This is a genomic window from Nostoc sp. T09, assembly GCF_002154695.1.
Lineage (GTDB): Bacteria > Cyanobacteriota > Cyanobacteriia > Cyanobacteriales > Nostocaceae > Aulosira.
Genome location: NZ_MTAV01000082.1, coordinates 102,923 through 128,809, shown reverse-complemented (window position 1 = coordinate 128,809; position 25,887 = coordinate 102,923). Strand labels below are relative to the sequence as shown.

Here is a 25,887-nt window from a genome sequence, read left to right as displayed (position 1 = left end):
TGCAAGTTCCACAACCGCGCTGTTTTGTCCGATGAGGCGGTGGCGATGGTTTTGCCGTCGGGACTAAAACTCACATTATTGACACTGTCCTGATGCCCTTTGAATTCTTGTAAAAGTTGTCCTTGCAGGTTCCACAACCACGTTGTTTTGTCATCAGAGGCGGTGGCGATAGTTTTGCCGTCGGGGCTGAAACTTACACTATTGACACGGTTTTGATGCCCTTTGAATTCTTGTAAAAGCTGTCCTTGCAGGTTCCACAACCGCGCTGTATTGTCCCAAGATGCGGTGGCGATGTTTTTGCCGTCGGGGCTGAAACTTACACTATTAACGCTGGACTGATGTCCTTGAAATACCTGTAGCATATGCCTTTGCAGATTCCACAACCGCGCTGTTTTGTCCCAAGAGGCAGTGGCGATAGTTTTGCCGTCAGGGCTAAAACTTACACCCCAGACCCTGTCCTGATGCCCTTTGAATTCTTGTAAAAGTTGTCCTTGCAGGTTCCACAAGCAGGCTGTTTTGTCATCAGAGGCGGTGGCAATGGTTTTGCCATCGGGGCTAAAACTTACACCTAAGACGTAGCTCTGATGCCCTTTGAAGTCTTGTAAAAGTTGTCCTTGCAGGTTCCACAACCGCGCTGTTTTGTCCCAAGATGCGGTGGCAATGGTTTTGCCGTCCGGGCTAAAACTTACACTATTGACACTGGACTGATGTCCTTGAAATTCTTGTAGAAGCTGTCCTTGCAAGTTCCACAATCGTGCTGTTTTGTCCGATGAGGCCGTAGCGATGGTTTTGCCGTCCGGGCTGAAACTTACACTATTAACGCTGTCCTGATGCCCTTTGAATTCTTGTAAAAGTTGCCCTTGCAGATTCCACAACCGCGCTGTTTTGTCAGCTGAGGCAGTGGCGATGGTTTTGCCGTCGGGGCTAAAACTTATACCTAAGACATAGCTCTGATGCCCTTTGAATTCTTGTAAAAGTTTACCTTGCAGGTTCCACAATCGTGCTGTTTTGTCCCAAGATGCGGTAACGATGGTTTTGCCGTCGGGGCTGAAACTCACATTATTGACACTGAACTGATGCCCTTTGAATTCTTGTAAAAGTTGCCCTTGCAGGTTCCACAACCGCGCTGTATTGTCCGAAGAGGCGGTGGCGATAGTTTTGCCGTCGGGACTAAAACTTATACCTAAGACGCTGGACTGATACCCTTGAAACTGGTTACGTTCTTTAATATTGTCAAGAATGGTATGCAAAGCGTAAATCGGGCTAAAAGCTGGGTCTTCTTCTAGTGGGCGACCATTTTTAACCAGATTTTTCAACTCCTTACCACTATGTATTGCCGACACCAGCGATTCTAACGCGGCATATTCAAATTGTCTTAAGGCATTAGCCCCCGCCCTTTCTAAGTTTGTTCCTTGCAATGCTTCTTTTCGTGCTGCTTCTGCGGCAATTTTTGCGCTTTGTGCTTGTGTCAGGCTTGCTTGTGCTTGCTTCAAAGTTTCATCAGCTTGTCTAGCTTTTAATTCTGCTTCTTTTTGTTGTCTTTCTGCCAGTTTTACTTGATCTTCAGCAGCTTTTACATTTGCATTAGCCGTTTTAATTCTCTCTTCTGCTTGGGCGTTTCTCTGTTGTAATGTTGCTGCTTGCTGGTTTACCTTATCTAAATCTGTTTGAGCAGTTAATAAGTTTTTCTTTGCCTGTTGCGTCGCCTGTTCTGCTAATTTTGATTTATCTTCTGCGACTTTTTTATTTTTTAGTGCTTCTTGATAGTTTGTTTCTAAACCTTTCTTTTTATTTTCTAAGTCTTGAGCTTTTTTCTGAATTTCTCCCAGCCGCTTTTCTGTTTGTCGCTTTTGTAAATTTACATTTTCTAGATTGGTATTCGCTTCTGCCATTTTTGCAAGTGAGTCTTGCTTTCCTGCATTTGCAATATTTGCTTCCCTAATTTTATTAACTGCATACAAAGCAGATAAACCCGCAGCCAGCAATAAAATTATTGCCAAACCAGAACTCAAAGCTAATCTATTACGACCTTGATTAATTTTATGTTCAGCTTCCCGATTAGCATCGGCTAATATGTTTTTGGCTTTTTGTTCGCGTTGTAAATTGGCTTCTGCTTGCAAACGTTGCTCACGTTCCCTCGCCAATTCTTTTAATAACTCATCTCCCTGTTGCTGACGAATCAAATCAACTAAATAATCATGCACCAATTGATAACGTTCTGCTGGCGATTCTTGTAACAGCAATACCAAACCAGATTTAACAAAAATCTCCAATATTAAATCTAATTCCTCGGCTGCTGCTCCCAAATCTGCGGCTAACTCAGCTTTAGTTTTTAGCGGGCGTGTACCGTTTTCATCAGTTAATAAATATAAAACTAATCTGGCAGTGCGTTCATTAACTGCACCACAATCTTTAATAACTTCCTCTAAAAATCGCTCAACTAATTTTTCCTTAGTTCCCGCCTGACGATACTTTGCTAAAGTCGTAATTTTCTCAGTTTGCAATTGCGCCCCTACAATTTGCATCTCAATCGGGCGTACCTCCCCAATATCACCCGCCAAATCTTTTACCAATTCATCAATCAGGTTAGGCTCTAAATAAAAGTGTGTCTTCTCTGTCAAACTTTGGATAACAGCCTTTGCATCTGTGGGTGAAAAATTACCCAAGTAATAACGAATATTTTTATCGAGAATATTATTATTAATAACTGTTAAATCAAATATCCGGTCTAATTCTAATAAATAATGTAAATAATCTTCCCGCAAAGACAAAATCACCTTCACAAAAGGGATATCTAAACAGACGCGCAGAAATTCATAAAACGGTCGCCTTTGAGCTTGGTCTTTATAAACAAAGAAAAACTCTTCAAACTGGTCAAAAATTAAAACTGTTAATAAATTCCGTCTTTCATTGTTACGCAACTGCTCTAATATATCTGCCGCAGAATTTAGAGATATTCCCTGCAACCTCTGGACACTTTCTAGTAACTTGCGTCCTAACATCCCCACCCAATCTGTATAACTTCGCAACAAAATTGGTAAAGCTTCTCGCTCACCAATTGGTTGTTGTTGCAACGCTGGTATTAATCCCCCCTGCAAAATTGAACTTTTCCCCACTCCCGACTGTCCATGAATTACAGTCAACTTATATTCAGTCCCGCTAATTCTTTCGCGTAAGCGTTTAACATCTTGTACTCGGCTAGAAACTGCAATTTCTTGAGCAATTGTTTCTGTATTTTCTACTTGTATCTGTGCCGGGTTAATTGCCTGTCGCTGCGGGTTAAGATAAGATGCACCTATAAAAGCACGAAAACCATATTGCTGTTCAATTTGTAATCGTTCTTGCTTGAGATGAAATGCATCTAAATATCTAGCTTGCTCAAAGTAAAGTTCGCGCAATCTTTCCAAAATCGATATATATAATTGCGGATTGTACTGGGGATTACTTTCTGATTTTGCGAGTTCCAAGCTACTGATTTCTGCTTCTACTTGTCCTAAACCCCGTTGCGCACGAGCCAACAAAACCCGATAAAAACTACGCTCATGGGTTTGTAATATCATGTCCGGTTGATTACTTACTAAACCCGATGAACCCCACCCCGCCAAAGCGGCGCTTTGTCGGGGTGGGGTAAAAGCGTACTGCATCCCCACGGAAATCGCTATATTTAATACTTCCAGCGCTTGTTCAGCAAATTGCTGCGCCTCTTCCCAGTGCGATCGCTGTAACGCCACCTCTGCCAAAAAACCGTAATCTTCAGCTATCTGTCGCGGTGTACCATAATCTTGATGCAGTATTAAAGATTGTTCCGCAAGGCTTTGTAGATCGCTCCATGCTTGTAAGCTGCGCAGAACTTCATCCAATTTACTAATATATTGAGCAATTAAATCTGGCTTTTGTGCGTCTTCAAAAATCTCAATAGCTTGCTGAAAATAATTTCTTGCTTCTTGCCAATCGCCTTGATTTTCCACCGAATTAATACTAGCTTGGCGTTGATATGCTAAAGCGATATGCGCTAATAATATACCTTGCCGTTCTAAATGATTACTTTGTCGCCAAAAACCCAAGCTTTGCTGATACTGTGCTAAAGCCGAATCAATCCGATCGTGTAAATAATCATGCAAACCAAGTACAAATTCGAGACTTGCTTGAATTGCTGAGTCTAAAACTTGCTGGCGACTTTGTAAATCTTGTTGAGCAGTTGTTAGTTCCCAACAAATTTGCGGATTGGGGATAACATCACCAGCAAATATCTCATCAGTTTTTTGCCGCAGAAACTGAATTAAATTATTAGTAGTATTATTAAAAGCAATTGTCGTCGCCCAATTATCCAAATCTGCTGCCAAGCGAATCATCTTTTGCAGAACTTGGTCATTAATCCACAACAATATAGGAAAAGGAAAGTTTTTTCTAAACTCTTCCCTAACCTGATTTGCCGCAGTCAGAACCGTATCAATATCTTTAACCGACTCCAAACCAAAAACCATTAATGCTGGTGGTTGTTCATCTCCCAGTTGTTCTTTAATCGCTGTGTAAAGCGTTCTCACCGATGCAGGTAAAGTAATTTCGCGGATTTTCACCGGAGATAATTGGTGGAGGCGTTGCACTATGCGCTGACGCAAATCATCATAATTACAGCGCAGTAAAATCAGCGAGAATTCACCTTGCGAAAAGGTAATCGCTCTTACCAGAGTTTTTAATGAGCTTTCGTTATCAACGTCTAAATTTTCTATTTCTTCATGACTCATAACATAATGATTTATTTAGTAGGATGGGCATTGCCTACATTTGTGATTTAGATCCTCGACTTCTTGAAGAAGTCGGGGATCTAAGCAGCAGAGTTTGTGATGCATCATTCATAACCGAAATTCTTTTGCCTCTATCAAAATTGGATTGATATCAAACCAAGAACCATCCTCATCCCGATATTCAAATACAAACATACTGCGAAGCAAAAGTTCGTATTTTTCATGTCCTCTAAAGCTTTTATCTTGCACTACCTCACGCAATGATTGCCATTCATCAGGTGTAATCCCTAAAGTTAGCTCATTGCGGCGTTGTTTAATTACGCTTTCTACGCAATCACGCGAAAGCGGTGGATCTTCTCTTTGCAAACAACGAAACAACAGCATCAACAAGTTACGCAGATGTCCACCGCTAACTCGGCAAATTCGTTCTAATGTATCTGGACTGTCAAAAACCTGAGTAATTAGATTTTGGCTTTGTTCCCAACTTACCCCAGGAAAAGCCCTAACCATAATCATCTTTTGCAATAACGTAATTCCCTGTTGAGAATCAGAACTATCTCGTAACTGCACCGGAACCATCGGTAAAACTTTCGGGTCTACGCCAAAGCGATTGGTTAACCTGCCCAAAGCGTTAGAAAATACTAAAACTAGGGGAATTGTATAAATAACATGACAATTTAGCTGGTTTAACTGTTCACCGCGTTCCACAAACAAATATTCAGGCTGGTAATAACCCGATGGCTTTAAGGAATTATCAACTCGGTCAAGATTATCCACAATTACCACCAATCCGGCTTTACCTTTCTCTTTCAGCTTGTCTCTACCAGGCTGGAGTAATTCTTTATTAATTGCTTCTAAAATTCCATTGGTGCGCGGTTCTAGATATTGGCGCAACTGACTACGAAGCTTTGGGCTATCTTTAGTTTTAGCAGTAATCTTAGCAATACCCGCCGATAGTTCAACTTGAGAAAGTTCCATCGGTGTAAGTAATAAATCGGTGATTTCCTTAAATAAATTTTGAAAATATCCCGGTTTGATGTTAATTTTTATTGCTTCTAGACTTTGACTTACCTCACGAGCTATAGCTAATAAAATATCTGTAACATCAACATCTGCCATATCCAGGCTTTGGCTAGACTCAAAATAAACTACATGAAATCCCTGCTGTTCTAACTCTGCCTTTAATCGCAGTAATTCGGTAGACTTGCCACAACCGATATGTCCCGTAAATAATTGGCAGGTTGGCTCCTCTGGTGAAAGGCGGGTGATAGTTCGCCCTAATTCCTCAATAATCTTCGCACCCCGCACTTTAGAAAAATCAATATAATACTGCCGATCCTCTGCTTTGCTGACAACCAAAGTCTTGCTGGGGTTGGACGCCTGAAAAAACTTCTTTAAATCCAGTTTCATGAAAAATCACCCGAATCAGCTTGCTACTACTGCCCATTCCAGTGATTATACAAATGACTCAGCCACGCTTAGGGAAAAGAGCGATTGGGAATTGAAGGTTATATGATGTCCGGCAAATTACCCTTAATATGTCATTGCGAGCGGAACGAAGTGGAGCGTTCGCCGAAGGCGTTCTCGCAGAGTAGCAATCACAAGGACTCTGCGATTGCTTCACTTCGTACCCTTCGGGAACGCCAAGGGCGAACGCAATGACGGGCATTTGAACGGACATCATATTAGTCCTCAGTAGAGTGGGCATTGCCTACCGTATCCGGCTTTTGGTAAGCATTACCTCAATAAATTTACAAATATTTATATAGCCATTTGTTAAAAAAAACTGACATTAATCTCTCACCAAAGTAACCCTAATTGTTGATTCTACATTTAGAAATTTACTTCTTTGACTAAACACCACTTTTTTATGGGAGTTTCCATTCCTTTATCTACAATAATTCTCAGCAACATCTCACTATAAATATCACTAGTTTATGTGGAATTAATAGAAATTAGCGGTAAACATATCGGGATAGGTAACTTATAAATACCCACCTACAAACCCTATTGACTCTTAAAAAATATAAGTCTAACGTGATAATTAAGTCCTCCCAAGGACGACTCACAATGCATCAGCAAGTTAGGAGGTTTTCCTATGATGATGATGATGATGAACGAATCCATGACAACTGAAATGCAAACTTGCATGGACGCTTGCATGGAATGTCATAAAATGTGCATGGAAACCATGACTCACTGTATGTCTATGTCTAAAGGCAAACAGATGGACATGAACATGATGAGCATGATGGGCATGATGCGCGACTGCGCTGAAATGTGCATGATGTGCATGAACATGATGATGAGTGGTTCCGAATTCATGGGACGCACTTGTATGCTATGTGCAGAAATGTGCGATCGCTGTGCAATGTCTTGTGAACAAATGAGCGACGATTCTAAAATGATGGAATGCGCCGCAGCTTGCCGTAAGTGTGCAGAATCTTGCCGTTCTATGCAAATGATGCCTGCTTAACTTCAATAACCAGCAGAAGTTTCTCTGCAACCTAATATTCAAGCGCTCAGGCTCAAAAAGTCTGGGCGCTTGAAGTATATTTATGGTTATGGGGTACATCTTATTTTGGAAGCAACAGGTTAAAACAAAAAATCCCAACCTAACAAAAACATTTTTTAGCTAAACAGTCTGCACAGGCTGGCTTAGTTTATTTAGCTTTAGGCTTTTAGCCTGAGAGCAACTGATACGATGTAGGTTGTCATGAAATACTTGTGCTGCGGATGACTTACAAATAAACGCAGATGAAACACCTTAAATCGCGTTCTCAAGATTTGCGGAGTTTGTTTGAGAACAACATCACGATTGAATACGTAGCAGAACCCCTCAAAGCAGTTTCAGGTGAAGCAGAAGTAACAGAGGTGCTGCATTGGATGCAAGCACGAGATTTTGATGTGGTTGGTGTGGAGTCGGAAGATACTATTAGCGGTTATGTAGAACGCATCAGCTTGATAAAAGCCACATCAGGTAAGTGCAGTGATTATCAGCGAGTGTTTCATCCTAAAGAACTTATCGCTATCTCCACTCCACTGATGAAATTGCTACCAATTCTGCAACAAACTCCCCGATTATTTGTGCTTGACTGCAATCAAGTAACAGGAATTATTACCTGTGGCGATTTGCAAAAAGCACCTGCACGAATGCTGCTATTTGGGTTAGTAACTTTGCTAGAGATGAATTTGCTGCGGCTGGTGCGGCTTTACTATCCTCAAGATTCCTGGCAAAAAGTTCTCAAACCAGAACGTTTACGAGTTGCTCAACGACTATGGCAAGAAAGCCAAGAAAGAAACGAAGCCACAGATTTGTTAGATTATCTCCAATTTTGCGATAAACGAGAGTTAGTCTTAAATCAGCCAGAACTTCTTGAGCAACTTGGACTGAAATCGAAGCGATTTGGAGAGCGTTTTCTCAAGTCTGCTGAACAGCTACGCAACCGATTGGCGCACGCGCAAAATTTAGTTAGTGGTTCCTCTTGGATAGACTTAATTTCCCTAGCCGAGGCGATGGAAACATTATTAATTCGCTGTGAGGAAATTGAGTGATATTATGACGACAGTAATAGAAATTTGTATAGGAATCTGGTTTTAATTTTTGAGAAAATCACCTATCTGAAGTCTGAAATGTAGGGTGGGCAATGCCCACCTTATATGTATTTCAAAAACTAGATATGAATCTTATATTAAGTTTTTTATTTAATTTAATTAAACGTACATAACAATACTTTTAACTCTGCATTCTCTAGAATAAAGTTCGACTTTTTTTAACCAACACTCACAACTGGAGTCAAGCATTCTGTGACTTTCCCTGTTTATATTTGGCTAGGTTCGTGGCGAATTCACCCTCATCTTTTGTTTGAGTCTTTGGCTTATGCCGCTGCCTTTCGTTTATTGTTACGTCATGTCCGCAAAGATTCTATTGCACCTAGCCAACGCAGTTCTGTAATAGTTGGTGGTATGATAGGTGCTTTAATTGGTGCCAAAATTTTGGTTTGGCTGCAACATCTTGATTTAATCTGGCAAAATCAACAGCAATTATTATTACTATTATTGCAAGGAAAAACAGTAGTAGGCGCACTTTTAGGTGGACTGATTGGTGTAGAAACTACCAAAAAAATTATTGGTATTCATCAGTCTACTGGCGATGTATTTGTATATCCTTTAATTGTAGGCACCGCAATTGGCAGGATTGGTTGCTTTCTTACAGGCTTGAGCGATCGCACTTACGGAATTGCCACAAAATTACCTTGGGGAATAGATTTTGGCGATGGTATTCACCGCCATCCCACACAATTATATGAAATCTTATTTTTAGGATTACTAATACTATTTTTGCACTTTCGCAGCCGCTATAAATATCAAAATGGTGATTTATTTAAATTTTATTTAGTTTCCTATTTCGGGTTTCGTTTTCTGGTAGATTTCATTAAACCGGATTTTCATCCTTTTTTAGGGTTGAGTGCTATTCAAGTTGCTTGCCTATTAACTATTTTGTATTATCGTCACAGCATTCGCCAGATTTTTCAATTCAAACATTAATTGCATATTATGCATTATTTTCAATAATCGTAAGGTGGGCACTGCCCATCCTACAAAAACTTTTTTAGACTTTCCTTCTGCCTCCTGCTTAGAGAGCAAGATGCTCCCACTACAAATTTTCTGTTGGCAAAATTGGGATGCTCCCCTTCTAAATCCCCTTCTGCCTTCTGCCCTCTGCCCTCTGCCTTATCTAATACTATGCCTACTCGTAATTATCTATTTTACGCCTTAACTAATAGTGTTTGTTCAAAATGTTTAATTAAGGTAGAAGCCAAAATCATTTTTCAAGATGATTGTGTTTACTTAGTTAAGCATTGTCCCACTCATGGACGAGAAGAAGTTTTAATAGCTGATGATATTGAATATTATAAAAAGTCTCTAGAATTTATTAAACCGGGGGATATGCCTCTCAAGTTTAATACTCCGATAAAATATGGCTGTCCTTATGATTGTGGGCTTTGTCCCGATCATGAACAACATAGTTGTTTAACATTAATCGAAGTTACAGATCGGTGCAATCTTTCCTGTCCAATTTGTTACGCCGATTCTGGTGCAGAAGAAGTTTCCCAATTATCCCAGCAACCACGACTGCATCGCAGTTTAGCGCAAATTGAACAGATGATTGATGCGGTAGTAGCAAATGAAGGAGAACCGCAGATAGTTCAATTAAGTGGTGGTGAACCAACTATTCATCCTGAGTTTTTTCAAATCTTGGAGATTGTCAAAAGTAAGCCGATTAAGCATTTAATGATCAATACCAATGGCGTGATGATTGCTAAGGATAAATCATTCTGCGAGCGCTTGAGCCAATATATGCCAGGGATTGAAATATATTTGCAATTTGATAGCTTTGAAGCCGACGCTTTAAAAGAGTTACGCGGTGCAGATTTACGGACTGTCCGCGAAAAAGCAATTGCCAATCTCAACGAGTATAATATCTCAACTACTTTGGTTGTCACACTCAAAAAAGGATTAAATGACCACGAAATTGGGAAAATTATTGAGTATGCTTTGCAACAGAAATGTATCCGAGGCGTGACTTTTCAACCGATACAAGCAGCCGGAAGGTTAGCAGGATTTGACCCCAAGCGAGACAGATACACTTTAACAGAAGTTCGTCGCTCAATTTTAGAACAAAGTCCTTATTTTAAACCTGAAGATATTCTCCCAGTTCCCTGCCATCCCGATTCTTTAGCGATGGCTTATGCATTGAAAATAAATGGCGAAGTAATACCTTTGACTGGCTTAATTAATCCAGATGTTTTTGTGAAAATTATGCCTAACAGTGTACTTTATGAGCAAAATGAAGAACTGAAGCAGCAAATTTTCCAATTATTTTCTACCAGTCATTCACCAAATTCTGCGGCTTTATCACTCAAGCAGCTTTTGTGTTGTTTACCAATGATAGCCGTACCAGAAGGAATTAACTACTCTAATATATTTCGAGTGATGATTGTTCAGTTTCTCGACCCTTTTAACTTTGATGTCCGTTCAGTCAAGCGTTCTTGCATTCATATTGTGCATCCAGATGGTAGGATTATCCCATTTGATACCTTTAATATGTTTTACCGCGAAGGCAGTGCTGGATATCACCTAGTGAATAACCGTCCTGTTTAAAATAAATTTATCAGTATCATCTACAGGGCTAAATTAATGTCTCAAAGAAATGAAATTTTAAATGTTTTTTTAGGGATATTTCTTTTATTTGGACTGCATATAATAGCAATAGCTATAATCTTTTTGTTGGGCTGGATTTATGGTCAAATATTTGGTTATAGTAGTTACAATTATTTAGGTATTTGGATTATTGGTGCTTGGGGATTTTTTATTTGGCAAATGTTATATGTAATTCCCCTTTGTATTTGGCTAAGACGGCAACAGCGCCTAGCAATGATGAAAGGGGTAATTATTGGTGCAGTAATTACGGCTTTATTAAATGGCACTTGTTTTTTACTACTATTTACCAATCGTTAGAACAAAGATTCCCGACTTTTTTAAAAAGTCGGGAATCTTGTTTTTCACGTATGATTTAGCACTGTTATATTAGCGCGGTTTATTGAGAGAATCACTTAACTGAGTTCCTGTGTAATTAGGCAACCAACCTTCTGCGGTAATGAAATAGCGAACTGCTTTAAAATTCAAAGATGCATTAGGACTAGACCAATGCTCAACTCCCGCCGGAATAACGAGATAATCTTGAGCTTGAATTAAAAGCTGTATCTGACTACCATCGGGTTTCACAAAGCCAAATATCATCTCTCCTGCCAAAACGTAGATGGGTTCAGCAGCAGTGTGAGTATGATAACGGCTGTAAGTGGCAATTAGCGTCTCGATATGCGGGGAACCAGGATGCACATTTAGCAAGTCACACCAGAGATAGCCTGTTTCTTGCTGGAGAAATTCAAAGACACCATTGTGGAGTTCTAAAATGTAGCGCTTCTCAGATTCTGTAACAACGTCTTGCTCTACTAAGTGGGGAAAAAGCAGCGATGTTCCTGGATCGTAGTGTTTCAGGTGAATGCCAAGAGGAGCCAATTCACGCACTATATCGCCTAAATCACTCTCGATTGTACCGTCGTCAAGCAATAGAGTAGCCATAACAGAAACACTAATTAACCATTAACAAAAGTATACTTAAATTTTAATTAATTAGCCACTATGCCGATAGGTAAACCGGAGTTGTATATTCTCGTTCGCTGACACGGCAATTATGTTTGTGTAGTACGCTGTTTGGTGCTATTGAAAAGGCTAGAGTCTCTGACTAATAGCGCTCAAAATATAATTCAAAAACCTTGATTTTGGATTTTTGCCCAGAAATTTATCGCTAGAGTGATGCTTACAGGTACATAAGACTTTAAACTAGTACGGGCGAACTATTATGAGTATGGAATGTCTGACTTAATTTTATTTTGGCATCGCCGTGATTTGCGTATTGCTGATAATACAGGACTGGCTGCGGCACGCAAACAAAGTCCCAAAGTAGTGGGAGTATTTTGCCTCGATCCTAATATTCTCGAACGGGATGATGTTGCTCCAGTCAGAGCAACTTACATGATTGGCTGTTTACAGGCACTACAAGAGCGATATGCTCAAGCTGGTAGCCAACTGTTAATCCTCCACGCCAATCCTGTACAAGCAATTCCCGCGTTAGCAGCGGCTTTGAATGCCAAAGCTGTTTTTTGGAACTGGGATGTAGAACCTTACTCCCAAGAACGCGATCGCACTATAATTAATGCCCTCAAAGAAAAAGGTATTGCGTTTCTAGACCACAACTGGGATCAAATCCTGCACGCACCAGAACAAATTCGCACAGGTGGCAATGGCCCTTATACTGTTTACACTCCCTTCTGGAAAAATTGGAGTAGCAGAACCAAGGCTAAACCAGTAGAAACTCTCCACGATGTTGAGGGATTGACACCAGATGAACAGGAAATTGCCAAGCAAACAGGAGCAATCTCATTACCAACAGCCAAAGATTTAGGATTTATCTGGGATGGAGACTTGATTCTTTCCCCAGGAGAAGCCGCAGCACAAGAACGACTAGAGGGATTTAGCGCAACTTCCATTAATGAATATCGGGAACAGCGCAACTTTCCCGCAGTTGATGGTACATCCCAACTAAGTGCAGCTTTAAAATTTGGCGTCATTGGCATTCGCACCGTTTGGCAAGCCACCCTAGAAGCCGAAGAAAATAGCCGCAGTGAAGAAACAGCCGCCAATATCCGCACATGGCAACAGGAATTAGCATGGCGGGAATTTTATCAACACGCAATGTATAACTTTCCGGAATTGGCTGAAGGTGCTTACCGCGATACTTTCAAAACCTTTCCTTGGGAAAACAACGAAGAACATTTCCAAGCATGGTGTGAAGGCAGAACAGGTTATCCCATTGTCGATGCAGCCATGCGTCAAATGAATGAAAGCGGCTGGATGCATAATCGTTGCCGAATGATTGTTGCCAGCTTCCTCACTAAAGACTTATTAATTAGTCCTCAACGAGGAGAAAAATACTTTATGCAGAGATTGATTGATGCTGATTTATCTGCCAATAATGGTGGTTGGCAGTGGAGTGCTTCCAGTGGCATGGACCCCAAACCAGTGCGGATTTTCAACCCAGCCAGCCAAGCACAAAAATTCGATCCAGATGCCGAATACATCCGCCAATGGTTGCCAGAATTGCGGTCGATAGATACTGAATATTTAGTAACTGGTAAAATCACACCTTTGGAACGTCGCGCTGTTGGCTATCCTGACCCCATTGTCGAGCATAAAATTCAGCAACAGCAATTTAAGCAGCGTTATCAAGAGCAAAAACAAGTGCTGGGATAAAGATAAACTTAAGTTTGTAGTCCGAGGCTCTAGCCCTTCTTAAAATCTTACTCTGAGTGCTTTAGCACTCACTACAAACTATGAGTATATTTTAAGTTAGCTTTTACTCACTATTCCTGAACTGATAGAGAATACAAAGCCATGACTGAAACCAAGCATAATCACATAGTACGTCAGGGAAGATTATTTCCTGAAATACAATGGACAGAAGAACAAAAAACACAATGGAGAAGGACACTAGAAGAACATTACCAACGCTGCAAAATCATTTTTGAGCGCCTTCAGCCAGAGTTGCTAAAAACCCACTATAAATGGTTTATGGCAGTAGAAGCAGAGAGTGGGGATTATTTTATTGATCAAAATGAAGAAATAGTTACCCAAATGTGCCTTCAAAAATATCCAAATGCTATCCCTTTCATTTTTGTGATCAACGAAACAGGGGTAGCTGGGAGAATATGATCGAAGGGAATTTTGGCAGTGATGGTGAGCTTTTTTTTGAAATTGAGTTGATTGCTGCTGATGGATTAGAATTACCAGTAACTGCTATGCTGGATACTGGATTTACAGAGTTACTTGCTGTTAATTCCCAGGATGTAGAAGGGCTAGGTTGGAGCTTTTTGCGAGAACGACAGTTACGAACAGCACAGTGAATAACAATTTTTAGAATTTATTTAGGAAAAGTCCGCTTAGATAGGCAAGAGTTTGAAGTTCCTGTCTATACTGGCGAAGAAATTACAGAAATTTTACTAGGTAGCCAATGGTTAAAAACTATGCGCTTAGTTGCAGATATGCCATCAGGAGTTTTGACTTTAGCATGAATTTGAAAAAATAAGAATTTCAATCCTGAATCTGTTTTCTTTTTGTAGATTCCACGATTGTATTACTTTGCTTTCTCAAGATAATTTTCTATCTTTGGCTTGCCTAGAAGTAGCTTCTAAAAAATCAGTAAATACTTGGGTGAACTTATGTATTCCCTCGCTACCGCCAGCAATTAAACCACCTGTTAATAATGCATCTAAACAGCGAAAAATAATTATTTGAATGGGATTATTAGCATCAAGTACAATTAGTGGTTCAATAGAGCGAATACCGATCGCACTAATTAATAAACCGCATAAAAGAGATGTCCATAAAGCAATTATTCTAGTATCAGACTTATAATTTACTCGCTGCCGTTCTATTTCATTCAAATTCTTAATTCTGGTATTTAAATCATTAATATGCGGTTGTAATTGCTGAAATGCTTGTGTAGGAATTTGGTTAGAATCTTGGATGAGTTGCTGTTCTAAAGTGGTTCCACCTGACTGATTAACTTTGATAGGACTTGCTTCTAAAGAAGAGACTTGATTTTGACTTTGTTGTTCTTCGATAAATTTTCGCTTTTCAGAAATTAGAGCGGTTTGCTGTTGAATACTAATTTCTAGCTGTTCTGTAGTAGGACCTCGCCAAGTAGTTATAAAAACTTCTAAGGAACGCTCTAATAAAAGTGAAATAAAAAACGGTAACGTAAGTAACTGCATAATATCATCTAACCCAAAGGGTTTTAACTCCAAAGGTCGTTGCGATAACCAAGCTGTTAAAGTTACCAATAAAAAACTAATAATTATTAATAAAATAAATACCGGAGATTCCAGAGAAACTTTTAGCAACATTCCTATAGTCCTGCTTTGTTCCACAATATCTAACACAGAGAGAAATGTAGAACAGCAGGAAGAAATTAGTCTTGCTTGAAAATACTTTGTGCCTTGGTATTTTAAGTAATATTGAACCACTAAGACACTAAGACACAAAGAAAAAAGGTTTTTATACAGCGAATTTCAAGTTAGTGAAGTACAGATCCTCAGGCTCAAACCCAAGCATAAAGACTGTTTTACTTCTGAATTCTGAATTCTAACTCCTAAATTCTGCTGTACGTGCTGGTATACGTAATTCATACTGGCTACTTCGTTAAATTCCCGCACCATCAAGAAAGTCTGCAATTACGCGATCGCTATCACAGGTACTACTTTCTATTACTCCATTGTCTTGTTGGATTGACGACAAACTTGACTCAGCGTGTAACTGTTCTAGGTGTTTCTCTAAAGCCTTAACCCGTTCAAACAAAGCGCGAATTGCTTCAGCTTCCACGTCCCGGACTTTACCATGAGCTAGAACATCGCCATTTATGTTGTTTTGACGAGTTATCCGTCCGGGAATCCCAACAACAGTAGTATCGCTTGGTACATCTCGCAGCACTACCGAACCTGCGCCGACACGCACGCGATCGCCAATTTGAATATTTCCCAAAACCTTTGCACCTGCTCCCACAACTACATGGCTACCTAATGTGGGATGGCGCTTACCGCTTTCTTTCCCAGTACCACCAAGGGTAACACCTTGATAAATTAAGGCATAGTCACCCACAATCGCCGTCTCGCCAATTACTACTCCCATTCCGTGGTCGATAAACACACCCTTACCAATCACTGCACCAGGGTGAATTTCAATTCCAGTGAAAAACCGACTCAGATGGGAAATAAATCTCGGTAGAAAAGGAATTCCCGCTTTATGCAGCCTGTGTGCTAATCGATGAAACAGCAAGGCTTGCAGCCCAGGATAACAAAACAATACCTCTAGCCAGTTACGAGCTGCTGGGTCGCGCTCGTAAATTGTTCGCAAATCAGTTAGTAACATACATCTGTTGATTGAGATTGTCGTTGATGGGCGAGGCTCTGGATGTTGAGGAACGCAGGAGTCCGATAATTTCTACAAAAGATTCAAACTATTTATGAGAATTTTATAAGATAATCTACGGTAAGTCGATAGGTATACGGAGATTTGTGCAATAAGTGAAGATGCGATCGCATGTTCCACTTTTAACCGCATAAATAACGATAAATCAATCGACCCACCGTAGTATATTGAGTAGAGACTTGAATAGCCAAACATACGCTCTCCTGGATCTGTCTTCCAAAGTCGAATACGCACTGCTGGCACTTTTAGAGTTGGCAAGCAACCACAGCAAAAAAGTTCCTCTGACTATGAGTGAGATTACTGCCAAGCAACCCATACCCGAACGCTATCTGGAACAAATTTTGACCAACCTGCGGCGTGCTGGTGTGGTGCAGAGTCAACGCGGCTCTAAAGGAGGTTTCATTTTAGTGCGTGAGCCGTGGCAGATTACCTTACTAGAAATTGTTACTGTGGTGGAAGGTGAACGCAAAGAGAAAGACAGCTCTGAAGCTCGCACTTTAGAGAAGAGTCTGGTGCATGAAGTTTGGGAGCAGGCTAATGCAGCCTCGATTGAGGTGTTAAATAGCTATACACTCCAAGACTTATGCCAGCAAAGAGAGGCTCGCGCACAGCAGAGTCCAATGTATTACATTTAGTTACGCAGGAGTACCCCTGATGCGGATAGCAAAAGACATCACAGAGTTAGTCGGACGGACGCCTTTAGTTCAATTAAACAAGATTCCCCAAGCTGCGGGCGCAGTTGCTCAGATTGTGGTGAAGCTAGAAAGCATGAACCCAGCTTCTTCTGTCAAAGACAGAATTGGTGTCAGCATGGTGGAAGCCGCAGAAAAAGGGGGTTGGATTCAGCCGGGAAAAACCATTTTAGTAGAGCCAACCTCCGGTAATACAGGTATTGCTCTGGCAATGGTGGCGGCCGCTAAGGGCTACCATCTTATTCTAGCGATGCCTGATACGATGAGCCAAGAACGGCGAGCAATGTTGAAAGCTTATGGCGCGCAATTAGAGTTAACGCCTGGAGTAGAAGGGATGCGCGGAGCGATCGCGCGTGCGGAGGAAATTGTCGCCAAAACGCCCAATGCTTATATGTTGCAACAGTTCCGCAACCCTGCAAATCCCAAAGTTCACGCCTCAACTACGGCTGAAGAAATTTGGGCTGACACAGATGGACAAGTGGATATCCTTATCGCCGGAGTCGGTACTGGCGGGACAATTACAGGCGTGTCAGAAGTCATTAAACAACGCAAGCCAAGTTTCCAAGCGATCGCAGTTGAACCTACCAACAGTCCTGTATTAGCAGGTGGTAAACCAGGCCCTCATAAAATTCAAGGGATAGGCCCCGGATTTGTTCCAGCAATTTACCGCCCAGATTTGGTAGATGAGGTCATTGAAGTTACAGATGAGCAGGCGATTTCCTACAGCCGTCGTTTAGCAAAAGAAGAAGGATTACTTTCAGGTATTTCTGCTGGTGCGGCTTTATATGCAGCACTTGTAGTAGCACAGCGACCAGAAAATGAAGGTCGCCTGATTGTCATGGTGCAACCTAGCTTTGGCGAACGCTATCTCAGTACCTCGTTGTTTAGAGATCCAGAGGAAAGTGAATGGTTAAGTAAGGTTTGATGCCTAGTTTTTTTTCATTTCTTTGACATTTTCATCATCATTTTTTAACAGAATTGTCAAACAAAGACAACTACCAGCAAGCTTTATTAAACTTAAAGCTTCGCTTTTCAATACAATAAAAGCACCTAAACCCATCAGTACGAAAGGCACAATATTGTTGCCGTAGCGAGTTAAGAAATTAGCTATTGTTTTCTGATGGGTTAGCTGATATGTTGCGTAGCACCATACTCCTAAAAGCAAAAAAAATAAAGCGATAATAACAACAAAACTCTCTAAATTATTGTTAGCAAATAAAGGCACATACACGCTAATGTTATCGCTACCATTAGCTACTGTCAGTGATGCCACAGTATAAATTTGTGGAGAAATAAAACTAGCAACAGCTGAGCTTTCAACTTGTTCCATTTCTGGTACTAATTCTGCTGATGAATTGGCTTCCCAATTGACTAGGCTACTAAGACCAATTGCCAGAGGAATCAAACCAAGTAATCCAATCCAGTTTTGCGGTACAACTAATCCACCAAAAAAACCGGGAAGGCTCAGTATTAACAATGCAGTGAAACCTAAATATTGGCCAGCAAAGATGTGCCAAGGGCGGAAGGTAGCATTAATCTGAGAAAAGAACAGTAGCAAAATAACAATATCATCAATGTTTGTAGCACTGAATGCGGCTACTCCTGTGCTAATTGCAGTGATGAACTCGTTCATATATTCAGAGAAATCAAGTTGGGAGAAAGGATTTTAGTAGGGTAGGCAATGCCCACCATATCTAAGTTCTATTGGGCAATGCCCACTCTACATACTCTGCAATTTTGAATTTTGAATTTGTTAATTTGGTATGGTGGTAAATTGTACATTCTAACCATCCACCATGAGCCAGCTTGGGGCAGCTTTCACTGAAGGAATTATCGCCTTTGTTGCTACTAATCTTGATGACATACTTATCCTACTGTTATTTTTTACCCAAGTAGATACTAACTTTAGACGGCGGCATATCATAATTGGTCAGTACCTAGGTTTTGTAGCAATTATCCTTGCTAGCTTACCAGGATTCTTTGGTGGCTTGGTGGTACGACGAGAATGGATTGGATTATTGGGAATACTACCAATTGCAATTGGTCTTAAGCAATTACTATCTTGGCAACAAGAAACTACAGAAGTGCAGACAGTATCTACTAATTTTGCACAGACATCACCTAGTAACTTTATCCTGTCTTTTCTTTTGAGTGTTCTGCATCCCCAAACCTATAAAGTGGCAGCAGTAACAATTGCTAATGGTGGCGACAATATTAGTATATATATCCCCTTATTTGCTGGACATAACCTTGCCAGCTTTGGGGTAATTTTAATGGTATTTTTTGTTATGGTCGGGATTTGGTGTGCGATCGCTTATTATTTAAGTCGTCACGCTACCATTGCTTCTGTTTTAAATCGCTACGGTCACCATATAGTACCTTTTGTATTGATTGGCTTGGGTTTGTTGATCATGTATGAAAGAGGTACATTCAACTTACTACCGTGGGTGAGATCATAATATTGACATTAAGTAGATATGTAACCACACCTGAAACACTTACAAATGACAAATGACAAATGACAACCTACTTACACCTGATAAACTAACTTCCAACTTACCATCATCAAAATTGCGTAAACAATAAACCTTAGTGGACGTTGAGGCGCAATTTGGCAGATTTTTGCACCTAGTAAAACACCTGGAATTGAGCCTATCCATATTGGCAATACCAGGCTCCAATTAACTGTTCCTAGGGTGAGATGTCCTAGAGAAGTAAATAGCAATAAAATCGCTGCCTGGGAAATATCTGTACCCACTAATTTACGTGCATCAAGACGGAAAAAGGCAATCATTACTAAGGCAAACATTGAGCCTGATGAAACGCTAGTCAGTCCTACCAAGCAGCCCAAAACTGCGCCTATGAGGATTGTTAGAAAACGACCCAAGTTGGTTTTTAAATCTAACTTTGGCAATTCGGGTAAATTGAACTTGGGGAAAAAAGTCAACAGCAGCAATTGTACTAGTGCTAACACTGTCACTAGGAGAATCATCACTCCTAGCATTCGCAGCATCATGTTATCTAGATGATACTCGCCTGTGCGCCGGAGAAAGTGCAAAATTCCTACCCCAAACAGCGAACCAGGAACGCTTCCCAGCGCCAGCCATTTTACAACTTCCACATCAAGGGTTTTCTGCTGCCAGTGTTTGGCACTACCAACAACCTTCATCAATGTTGCAGCTACCACATCAGAACTTACAGCAATGGAAGGGGGAACCTGGAAGACAAAAATCAACATGGGAGTGATCAGGGAGGCTCCACCAATTCCTGTTAACCCAACAATGATGCCAACAAAGAAGCTAAAGACTGGTAGTAATAAATAGTGCATACTCCTATCCAGAAACGAGGTTTCAAGTGTAATGAAGTCAGCTAGGACTTAAGCAGGCGAAATTTAGCCTAGTGGTAGACTAAGCTCGGTCAGTTATGGTACTGCTCAAGGGATAGGTAACACAAAGGTTATCCAAACTCAAGCTTTGGTCGAGTTAATCTCCAGTCCACAAAAAACATTTAGGAGTTGTTTGAGCATGGATGCTGGCATCGCTATTAAGCAAACCGTGATAACTGCTTATCGATCGCTTGTCCTGCTAGGTTTAACTGCCGATTGATTTTTTGTAGTTTTACATGTAAACACGGAAAACCGACTGGCTTACCGTATTTTAATCGTAAAGTTGATTTAAAGTCTAGGGTACTCGTGTTATAAATCACAAAAATTTTGGATAATACATGCCATTAAAAGGGATTCTCTGGTTATTGCTGCTATAAAAGTTACCCACCTCAGTGCGTGCCTTGCCAGTTCCCAGAAATTTGGGTGGTGCTAAGACGTACAAGAGCGATCGCCTGCTATGATTTTGTTAATTAATTGAGCCAATATCGATACAAATGACTGTGGCGTAGGGATCGATGGCTGATTTGGGAACAGAAATAGTTAACTCACCTAAGGGATCGGGATTTAATATAGAATCCATAATTGCACAACGACTTGTGTAGGCTAGTTGTGTACCATCGGCTAGTAGCGATACCGACTGCACTTGTTTAATTGGTAAACCCCTCACAGAGATAGTTTCATAAGGCTTCATCAACAGGTGCAGATAGATCCGATTGCCTTTTCGAGTTGAAGGGCCATAAAATTGCCAGGGTTCTAGTCCTGGTGTTGTACCCAGGATACTTTCAGCGTGGCGAGACATCCAACTGGCTATGTCCTCTAAACGTTCTAGCTGTTCAGGTGGAATTTGCCCATCACCCATTGGACTAATATTCAGCAGCAGGTTACCGCTTTTACCAGCAACTTCACACAGCGTATGAATTAGCTGACGAGAGGATTTGAAGTTACAATCGCTTGAGTTATATCCCCAACTTTCATTGATAGTCAAACAAGTTTCCCAAGGATGAGCAGGCGGTTGATGGGGAATAAACTGCTCAGGAGTTTCAAAGTCTCCACAATTTGGTAAGCGATCGCTGATGAGAATATTGGGTTGTAACTCACGAATCATTTTTGCCAACTCTTCAGCTTGCCATTGCTCTGGAGTTCGTTCCCAACTACCATCAAACCAAATGATGTCAATTTGACCATAGTTGGTCAACAATTCTTTTACCTGATTGAACATAAACTGGCGATATCGTTCCCACTGTTGCTGTGTGGGTTGAGGCAGTTTATCAAAACGGTAAGGTTTATCAGCTTCCGTAAAAGCAGGGTAGTCAGGATGATGCCAGTCACTCAAAGAAAAATAAAGACCAATACGCAATCCTTGAGCGCGCATAGCTGTGACAAATTCATCCACAATGTCCCCTTGATAAGGTGTGTTTGCAATTGAAAAATCTGATTGCTGAGTATGAAATAAAGCAAAACCATCATGATGTTTGGTCGTTAAAATAACGTACTGAACTCCTAAACTTTTGGCTAAATCTGCCCATTCTTGGGGATTGTACTGCTGGGGATTAAAAGTATCAGCTGTACTGTAATACTCTTCAATCAAAATATTTTGGCAAAAAGGAAGGCTAAACACACCTCCAACCATTGGCCAGGATAACTCCCAGCCTTGTTGAGAACTATGTCCCCAATGAATAAACATCCCCAACCGCGCTGTTTGAAACCAATTATTATTCATAGTTTTATTTATAAAATTCAGTCCTTAATTAGAGGACTTATCTGAGATTAATATTTATTGTGGAATTGAACCAACAAAAAATCATGGAAACTGTGAAACAAGCGACTAATGAGCGCCGTTCGCCGCTGAGTTTTCTCAAAAACCTACTTATTGCCCATTGGCGTTCTTTATTGATCCTATTAATAGGAGTTTATTTACCTTTTCAGTTCTTTGAAATTTTGGCAGTGAAAGTCTGGCAGAATGCAGGTGGCTTTCCTTGGGATGTACCGATTCTGCTGTCAATCCACTCTCAAGCACTGCCACAATTAGATGTAGTGGCGGTGATTCTGACGAAGTTTGGCTCGTTTTGGACTGCGTTACCGATTTTTACGGCGATCGCCATCATATTATGGCAAAAACGGTGGTGGCGATCGCTAACTTATTTGCTCACCACAACATTGGGAAGTGTGATCATCAACCGCACCGCCAAGGAACTCATGCATCGAGTGCGTCCGCAACTGTGGGTGTCTGGTGCGCCTGAATTTGATTATGCATTTCCCAGCGGTCATGCAATGACAAGTATGACGCTAGTAATAGTTCTGCTAATTTTGAGCAGAGGTTATCCTTGGCGTTGGTTGATTCTTCTTTTCGGTAGTTTATATCTCTTGGCTATTGCCTGGACAAGGCTGTACTTGGGAGTTCACTTCCCTAGCGATATTCTGGCAGGCTGGATGGTTGCGATCGCCTGGGCCATTGGAGTGAGTCTAATTATCAAACCCCATTTGAATTTAGCCAACCCGATAATTGCCGATAAAACTGTAGATGAAACTTCTTTATTACCAGAAGAAAAACAGCTTTTAGCAAAAGATTAAACCTATCCTCTACCTGTTGTGAACACAGTACAGGTGTTATGGATATTAAACCACAGATAAACACAGATGAACACCGATACTTATCTGTGTTTATCTGTGTGCATCTGTGGTTCTTAATTTATCTAGATTTAAGCCTTTTTGGTAGGCGCATTAGTTACTCGTGCATCCACAATTGCCTGCGACACATTAGGGATAAACCAGTCCACATCACCAGATTTGAGAATTTTAGTACCAGCTTGATTAAATTCAATTGTCCCGGTATCTGGATTTGCCTTCAGGGCTAAGTTAGTTCCGTTTGGAACCTTAATCACAACACCACCTGCCACTTCTGCGCTTTGTCCATCTTGGTTCAAAGCCGCAGCTGTCACATCACTCGGCAGATAAATACCCTTACAATTCCATCTATCTCGAGTTGTCTGACCATTACCCAAAAAATACAGTGCAGCTCCTTGGGAGTAGTCATCATCATCTAGATTTGGTTCTGGCCCATAGACAGCTAAAGTCTTACCTGTTTGATTAGTACACTGCCCCCAGTCAATCCCCGACTCAAAAGCATATTTTTGCAACTCTAACTCATTGATTGCTTGCTCAATTTGCTCTGGTTTATAGCCCTCTAATTGAGCCTGCGTGTCTTTAGCGGCTTGCAGTTTATTAATCTCTTCAGTTAAAGCTATATAATCAGGGTTTTTCGTAAATTTCGGGCGATCGGCAAATGAAGGTTGCGCAAAAACTAGATTGACTAGTAATAGCACTGCCATCAAAATGTATTTGCAGGTTTTCATATTATATGTCCTACTTTTTACAAATTGCAGTTTATATTTAACTACATAAATTGTCAATTTTATAACAAAAACTAAAATTTTATTATTTTAAAAAATTATTTTCTAATACTTCGGATTTTTCAGAATAACTATTAATTTTAACCTACCATTTTAACTCAGAATTGGCAACATTCGTTTTTTAATTGAGTTTTATACTTTTTGCCTTTAAGTGGATATTGTGCTGTATATCAGCTTCAGCCCTACCTATATTTGATCCCATCATGTAATTAAATTAAATGGCTCTAATCCCCATGAGCTTATCGGGTATTATTTTTATCTCCTTATTCAAGGTAACAACTATCAATGTTATTTCTCAATAATAAATTTACACTATTCCGATATACTTAGTGTGAATAATCTATCTTTAGAAAAATTTTAAAAATTATTTTTTACTAATACTTGATTGTAGAAAATACATGAGGTAGTATGACCTCTATCGTGAGAAATACAACCAATGATAGAGGTTGTCTAATTGAGATATATATCGAATATGCTCAAAATTTAGGGATAGCTGAAAAGGGATATTGTGCTTTAAAGCAATATCGTAAACACCCATAATCCCCTCGATATATGTACTATTCCTCCGCAAAAGCAGCAACATGAACAAGGAAATCTCATCGCATCGCAGTGTTCATGGCTTAAAGCCAGAATGTCTTTCCTTCACAGAAGTTTTAGCGCAATCTTTTGCTGTAATTGCACCCACAACAATACCCGCATCTAACATTGGCTTGATAGTTGCGCTTTCAGGGAATGGAACTTGGTTGAGTTTTTTAATAGGCCTGATCGGGTTATTATTTGTCAGCATTAATATCAACCAATTTGCTAGCCGTTCCGCCTCTCCCGGTTCACTCTATTCTTACATCAGTAAAGGACTCGGTCCGATGGCTGGTGTAATTTGCGGCTGGAGTTTGGTCTTAGCTTATTTATTAACTGGGATGTCAGTACTCTGCGGTTTTGCAAACTTCAGCGGCATGTTCTTCGGTCATTTAGGTATCCATCCGTCTAGTATTACGCTGTTAGCAATCGGTGCTGGAATTTCCTGGTATGCAGCTTATAAAGATATTCAAATTTCCGCAGTAGCGATGCTATTAATGGAGGGAGTATCCATTTTTTTGATCGCTATTTTGTGCATCATCATTTGGGCACACAAAGGTTTTGTGCTAGATATTTCCCAATTGACTTTATCTAGTACAACACCAGGTAGCGTGGCAACAGGTCTTGTCTTAGTAATGTTTGCTTTTTCTGGCTTTGAAAGTGCAACATCCCTAGGTGATGAAGCAAAACACCCTTTGCAAACCATCCCTAAAGCTGTAAAGGGTAGCGTAATCCTGGCGGGTTTGTTCTACATTGCAACTACTTATATAGAGGTATTGGGGTTTAGCGGTACAGGAGTTTCAATTACCAAAACTGAAGAACCACTGGGTTTTTTATCACAACAAGCCGGAGTTGGTTTTTTAGGAGAATTAGTTGCTTTAGGTGCCTTACTTAGCTTCTTTGCTTGCATCCTTGGCAGTATTAATCCTGCTGCTAGAGTGTTCTTTTTGATGGCGCGTCATGGTCTTTTTCATTCCTCTTTAGGTACAGCACATTCATCCAACAAAACCCCTCATGTTGCAGTCACAATGTGTTCGTTAATTACATTTCTTGTGCCTGCTTTCATGTCTCTATGTCATATCAAATTGTTTGAGAGTATGGGTTATTTAGGTGCAATCTGTAGCTATGGATTTTTAACAGTGTACATTTTGATATCCGTTGCCGCACCAGTTTACCTATACAACATTAGACAACTTCGTTTGCGAGATGTATTGTTCTCAGTTTTGGCAGTTGGATTCATGATCATCCCAGTTCTAGGAAGTATTGGAATTCCTGGTAGTAAACTCTTTCCAGTTCCCGAAGCTCCTTACGATCTGTTTCCCTACCTATTCTTGTTCTATCTAGTTGTCACTTGTGGATGGTTCAACATTAAAAGGCTTCGTTCTCCCAACCTAGTTGCAGGTATGCGCCAAGGAATTGAAGAAATTCACGCTAGATTCAGCGACAGAAAAATTCCTTAATTTTTGTTT

General features: G+C 40.5%; 22 protein-coding genes. 13 read left to right on the top strand and 9 right to left on the bottom strand.

Features of this window, described 5'->3' with window-relative positions; translation table 11 throughout:
- The coding region (locus BV372_RS17825; protein ID WP_086687830.1) for a hypothetical protein at window positions 1-4,745 on the bottom strand (4,745 nt) is incomplete at its 3' end.
- A 108-nt stretch (window positions 4,746-4,853) separates the two neighbouring features.
- A complete protein-coding gene (locus BV372_RS17820; protein WP_086687829.1) occupies window positions 4,854-6,155 on the bottom strand; it encodes a P-loop NTPase fold protein in 1,302 nt (433 codons plus the stop codon).
- A 691-nt stretch (window positions 6,156-6,846) separates the two neighbouring features.
- On the opposite strand from BV372_RS17820, the gene BV372_RS17815 reads away from it, so the two are divergent.
- The 5 genes from BV372_RS17815 to BV372_RS17795 all read left to right on the top strand — a co-directional run bounded on the left by BV372_RS17815 (window position 6,847) and on the right by BV372_RS17795 (window position 11,267).
- A complete protein-coding gene (locus tag BV372_RS17815; protein ID WP_086687840.1) occupies window positions 6,847-7,221 on the top strand; it encodes a four-helix bundle copper-binding protein in 375 nt (124 codons plus the stop codon).
- A gap of 281 nt (window positions 7,222-7,502) precedes the next feature.
- Entirely contained in the window at window positions 7,503-8,300 is a 798-nt protein-coding gene (locus BV372_RS17810) for a hypothetical protein (protein ID WP_086687828.1), read from the top strand.
- A 252-nt stretch (window positions 8,301-8,552) separates the two neighbouring features.
- The gene (locus tag BV372_RS17805; protein WP_086687827.1) at window positions 8,553-9,293 is read left to right on the top strand and encodes a prolipoprotein diacylglyceryl transferase; all 741 of its coding nucleotides are present in this window, start codon (window positions 8,553-8,555) and stop codon (window positions 9,291-9,293) included.
- 198 nt (window positions 9,294-9,491) lie between these two features.
- Window positions 9,492-10,910: a radical SAM protein gene (locus tag BV372_RS17800; protein ID WP_086687826.1), complete on the top strand. Its 1,419-nt coding sequence runs from the start codon at window positions 9,492-9,494 to the stop codon at window positions 10,908-10,910.
- A 36-nt stretch (window positions 10,911-10,946) separates the two neighbouring features.
- Complete coding sequence (locus BV372_RS17795; RefSeq protein ID WP_086687825.1) at window positions 10,947-11,267, top strand: hypothetical protein; 321 nt, start codon at window positions 10,947-10,949, stop codon at window positions 11,265-11,267.
- Between the two features lie 69 nt (window positions 11,268-11,336).
- Here the strand turns inward: BV372_RS17795 and BV372_RS17790 are convergent, their stop codons facing one another.
- Entirely contained in the window at window positions 11,337-11,891 is a 555-nt protein-coding gene (locus tag BV372_RS17790; protein ID WP_086687824.1) for an acireductone dioxygenase, read from the bottom strand.
- A gap of 291 nt (window positions 11,892-12,182) precedes the next feature.
- Between BV372_RS17790 and BV372_RS17785 the strand changes: the two genes are divergently transcribed.
- The 3 genes from BV372_RS17785 to BV372_RS38215 all read left to right on the top strand — a co-directional run bounded on the left by BV372_RS17785 (window position 12,183) and on the right by BV372_RS38215 (window position 14,272).
- Window positions 12,183-13,622, top strand: coding sequence for a deoxyribodipyrimidine photo-lyase, 8-HDF type (locus BV372_RS17785; RefSeq protein WP_086687823.1), 1,440 nt, complete (start codon window positions 12,183-12,185; stop codon window positions 13,620-13,622).
- 141 nt (window positions 13,623-13,763) lie between these two features.
- Complete coding sequence (locus BV372_RS17780) at window positions 13,764-14,081, top strand: hypothetical protein (RefSeq protein WP_086687822.1); 318 nt, start codon at window positions 13,764-13,766, stop codon at window positions 14,079-14,081.
- Entirely contained in the window at window positions 14,078-14,272 is a 195-nt protein-coding gene (locus BV372_RS38215; RefSeq protein WP_306298992.1) for a hypothetical protein, read from the top strand. The genes BV372_RS17780 and BV372_RS38215 overlap by 4 nt, the downstream gene beginning before the upstream one ends.
- 243 nt (window positions 14,273-14,515) lie before the next feature.
- On the opposite strand, the gene BV372_RS17770 is transcribed toward BV372_RS38215, so the two are convergent.
- Together BV372_RS17770 and cysE are read right to left on the bottom strand one after the other, a co-directional pair.
- Entirely contained in the window at window positions 14,516-15,274 is a 759-nt protein-coding gene (locus BV372_RS17770) for a hypothetical protein (protein ID WP_086687821.1), read from the bottom strand.
- A gap of 295 nt (window positions 15,275-15,569) precedes the next feature.
- Window positions 15,570-16,295 (bottom strand): serine O-acetyltransferase, encoded by a 726-nt coding sequence (gene cysE, locus BV372_RS17765; RefSeq protein ID WP_086687820.1) that lies wholly within the window; start codon window positions 16,293-16,295, stop codon window positions 15,570-15,572.
- Between the two features lie 239 nt (window positions 16,296-16,534).
- Between cysE and BV372_RS17760 the strand changes: the two genes are divergently transcribed.
- Together BV372_RS17760 and cysK are read left to right on the top strand one after the other, a co-directional pair.
- Window positions 16,535-16,990, top strand: a complete 456-nt coding sequence (locus BV372_RS17760) for an Rrf2 family transcriptional regulator (protein ID WP_256973295.1) — start codon at window positions 16,535-16,537, stop codon at window positions 16,988-16,990.
- Window positions 16,991-17,009: 19 nt separating this feature from the next.
- Entirely contained in the window at window positions 17,010-17,972 is a 963-nt protein-coding gene (gene cysK, locus BV372_RS17755; RefSeq protein ID WP_086687818.1) for a cysteine synthase A, read from the top strand.
- Between the two features lie 3 nt (window positions 17,973-17,975).
- Here the strand turns inward: cysK and BV372_RS17750 are convergent, their stop codons facing one another.
- Window positions 17,976-18,680, bottom strand: coding sequence for a cadmium resistance transporter (locus tag BV372_RS17750; RefSeq protein WP_086687817.1), 705 nt, complete (start codon window positions 18,678-18,680; stop codon window positions 17,976-17,978).
- Window positions 18,681-18,843: 163 nt separating this feature from the next.
- On the opposite strand from BV372_RS17750, the gene BV372_RS17745 reads away from it, so the two are divergent.
- The gene (locus BV372_RS17745) at window positions 18,844-19,506 is read left to right on the top strand and encodes a cadmium resistance transporter (protein WP_086687816.1); all 663 of its coding nucleotides are present in this window, start codon (window positions 18,844-18,846) and stop codon (window positions 19,504-19,506) included.
- A 71-nt stretch (window positions 19,507-19,577) separates the two neighbouring features.
- On the opposite strand, the gene BV372_RS17740 is transcribed toward BV372_RS17745, so the two are convergent.
- Window positions 19,578-20,375 (bottom strand): sulfite exporter TauE/SafE family protein, encoded by a 798-nt coding sequence (locus BV372_RS17740; protein WP_086687815.1) that lies wholly within the window; start codon window positions 20,373-20,375, stop codon window positions 19,578-19,580.
- Window positions 20,376-20,898: 523 nt separating this feature from the next.
- Window positions 20,899-22,152, bottom strand: coding sequence for an alpha-L-fucosidase (locus BV372_RS17735; RefSeq protein WP_086687814.1), 1,254 nt, complete (start codon window positions 22,150-22,152; stop codon window positions 20,899-20,901).
- Window positions 22,153-22,235: 83 nt separating this feature from the next.
- On the opposite strand from BV372_RS17735, the gene BV372_RS17730 reads away from it, so the two are divergent.
- A complete protein-coding gene (locus tag BV372_RS17730) occupies window positions 22,236-23,003 on the top strand; it encodes a phosphatase PAP2 family protein (RefSeq protein ID WP_086687839.1) in 768 nt (255 codons plus the stop codon).
- A gap of 128 nt (window positions 23,004-23,131) precedes the next feature.
- Here BV372_RS17730 and BV372_RS17725 read toward each other — a convergent pair whose 3' ends face one another.
- The gene (locus tag BV372_RS17725; protein WP_086687813.1) at window positions 23,132-23,785 is read right to left on the bottom strand and encodes a hypothetical protein; all 654 of its coding nucleotides are present in this window, start codon (window positions 23,783-23,785) and stop codon (window positions 23,132-23,134) included.
- Between the two features lie 638 nt (window positions 23,786-24,423).
- Here BV372_RS17725 and BV372_RS17720 point away from each other — a divergent pair.
- Window positions 24,424-25,878, top strand: coding sequence for an APC family permease (locus tag BV372_RS17720; RefSeq protein ID WP_086687812.1), 1,455 nt, complete (start codon window positions 24,424-24,426; stop codon window positions 25,876-25,878).
- Window positions 25,879-25,887 lie beyond the last annotated feature (9 nt).

Bases quoted from the DNA above. Each gene is read 5' to 3' on its own strand.
- BV372_RS17790 (WP_086687824.1), bottom strand. From the start codon at position 11,891: ATGGCTACTCTATTGCTTGACGACGGTACAATCGAGAGTGATTTAGGC.
- BV372_RS17785 (WP_086687823.1), top strand. From the start codon at position 12,183: ATGTCTGACTTAATTTTATTTTGGCATCGCCGTGATTTGCGTATTGCT.
- cysK (WP_086687818.1), top strand. From the start codon at position 17,010: ATGCGGATAGCAAAAGACATCACAGAGTTAGTCGGACGGACGCCTTTA.
- BV372_RS17745 (WP_086687816.1), top strand. From the start codon at position 18,844: ATGAGCCAGCTTGGGGCAGCTTTCACTGAAGGAATTATCGCCTTTGTT.
- BV372_RS17750 (WP_086687817.1), bottom strand. From the start codon at position 18,680: ATGAACGAGTTCATCACTGCAATTAGCACAGGAGTAGCCGCATTCAGT.
- BV372_RS38215 (WP_306298992.1), top strand. From the start codon at position 14,078: ATGATCGAAGGGAATTTTGGCAGTGATGGTGAGCTTTTTTTTGAAATT.
- BV372_RS17820 (WP_086687829.1), bottom strand. From the start codon at position 6,155: ATGAAACTGGATTTAAAGAAGTTTTTTCAGGCGTCCAACCCCAGCAAG.
- BV372_RS17720 (WP_086687812.1), top strand. From the start codon at position 24,424: ATGAACAAGGAAATCTCATCGCATCGCAGTGTTCATGGCTTAAAGCCA.
- BV372_RS17780 (WP_086687822.1), top strand. From the start codon at position 13,764: ATGACTGAAACCAAGCATAATCACATAGTACGTCAGGGAAGATTATTT.
- BV372_RS17740 (WP_086687815.1), bottom strand. From the start codon at position 20,375: ATGCACTATTTATTACTACCAGTCTTTAGCTTCTTTGTTGGCATCATT.
- BV372_RS17725 (WP_086687813.1), bottom strand. From the start codon at position 23,785: ATGAAAACCTGCAAATACATTTTGATGGCAGTGCTATTACTAGTCAAT.
- BV372_RS17735 (WP_086687814.1), bottom strand. From the start codon at position 22,152: ATGAATAATAATTGGTTTCAAACAGCGCGGTTGGGGATGTTTATTCAT.
- BV372_RS17810 (WP_086687828.1), top strand. From the start codon at position 7,503: ATGAAACACCTTAAATCGCGTTCTCAAGATTTGCGGAGTTTGTTTGAG.
- BV372_RS17800 (WP_086687826.1), top strand. From the start codon at position 9,492: ATGCCTACTCGTAATTATCTATTTTACGCCTTAACTAATAGTGTTTGT.
- BV372_RS17730 (WP_086687839.1), top strand. From the start codon at position 22,236: ATGGAAACTGTGAAACAAGCGACTAATGAGCGCCGTTCGCCGCTGAGT.
- cysE (WP_086687820.1), bottom strand. From the start codon at position 16,295: ATGTTACTAACTGATTTGCGAACAATTTACGAGCGCGACCCAGCAGCT.
- BV372_RS17770 (WP_086687821.1), bottom strand. From the start codon at position 15,274: ATGTTGCTAAAAGTTTCTCTGGAATCTCCGGTATTTATTTTATTAATA.
- BV372_RS17795 (WP_086687825.1), top strand. From the start codon at position 10,947: ATGTCTCAAAGAAATGAAATTTTAAATGTTTTTTTAGGGATATTTCTT.
- BV372_RS17815 (WP_086687840.1), top strand. From the start codon at position 6,847: ATGATGATGATGATGAACGAATCCATGACAACTGAAATGCAAACTTGC.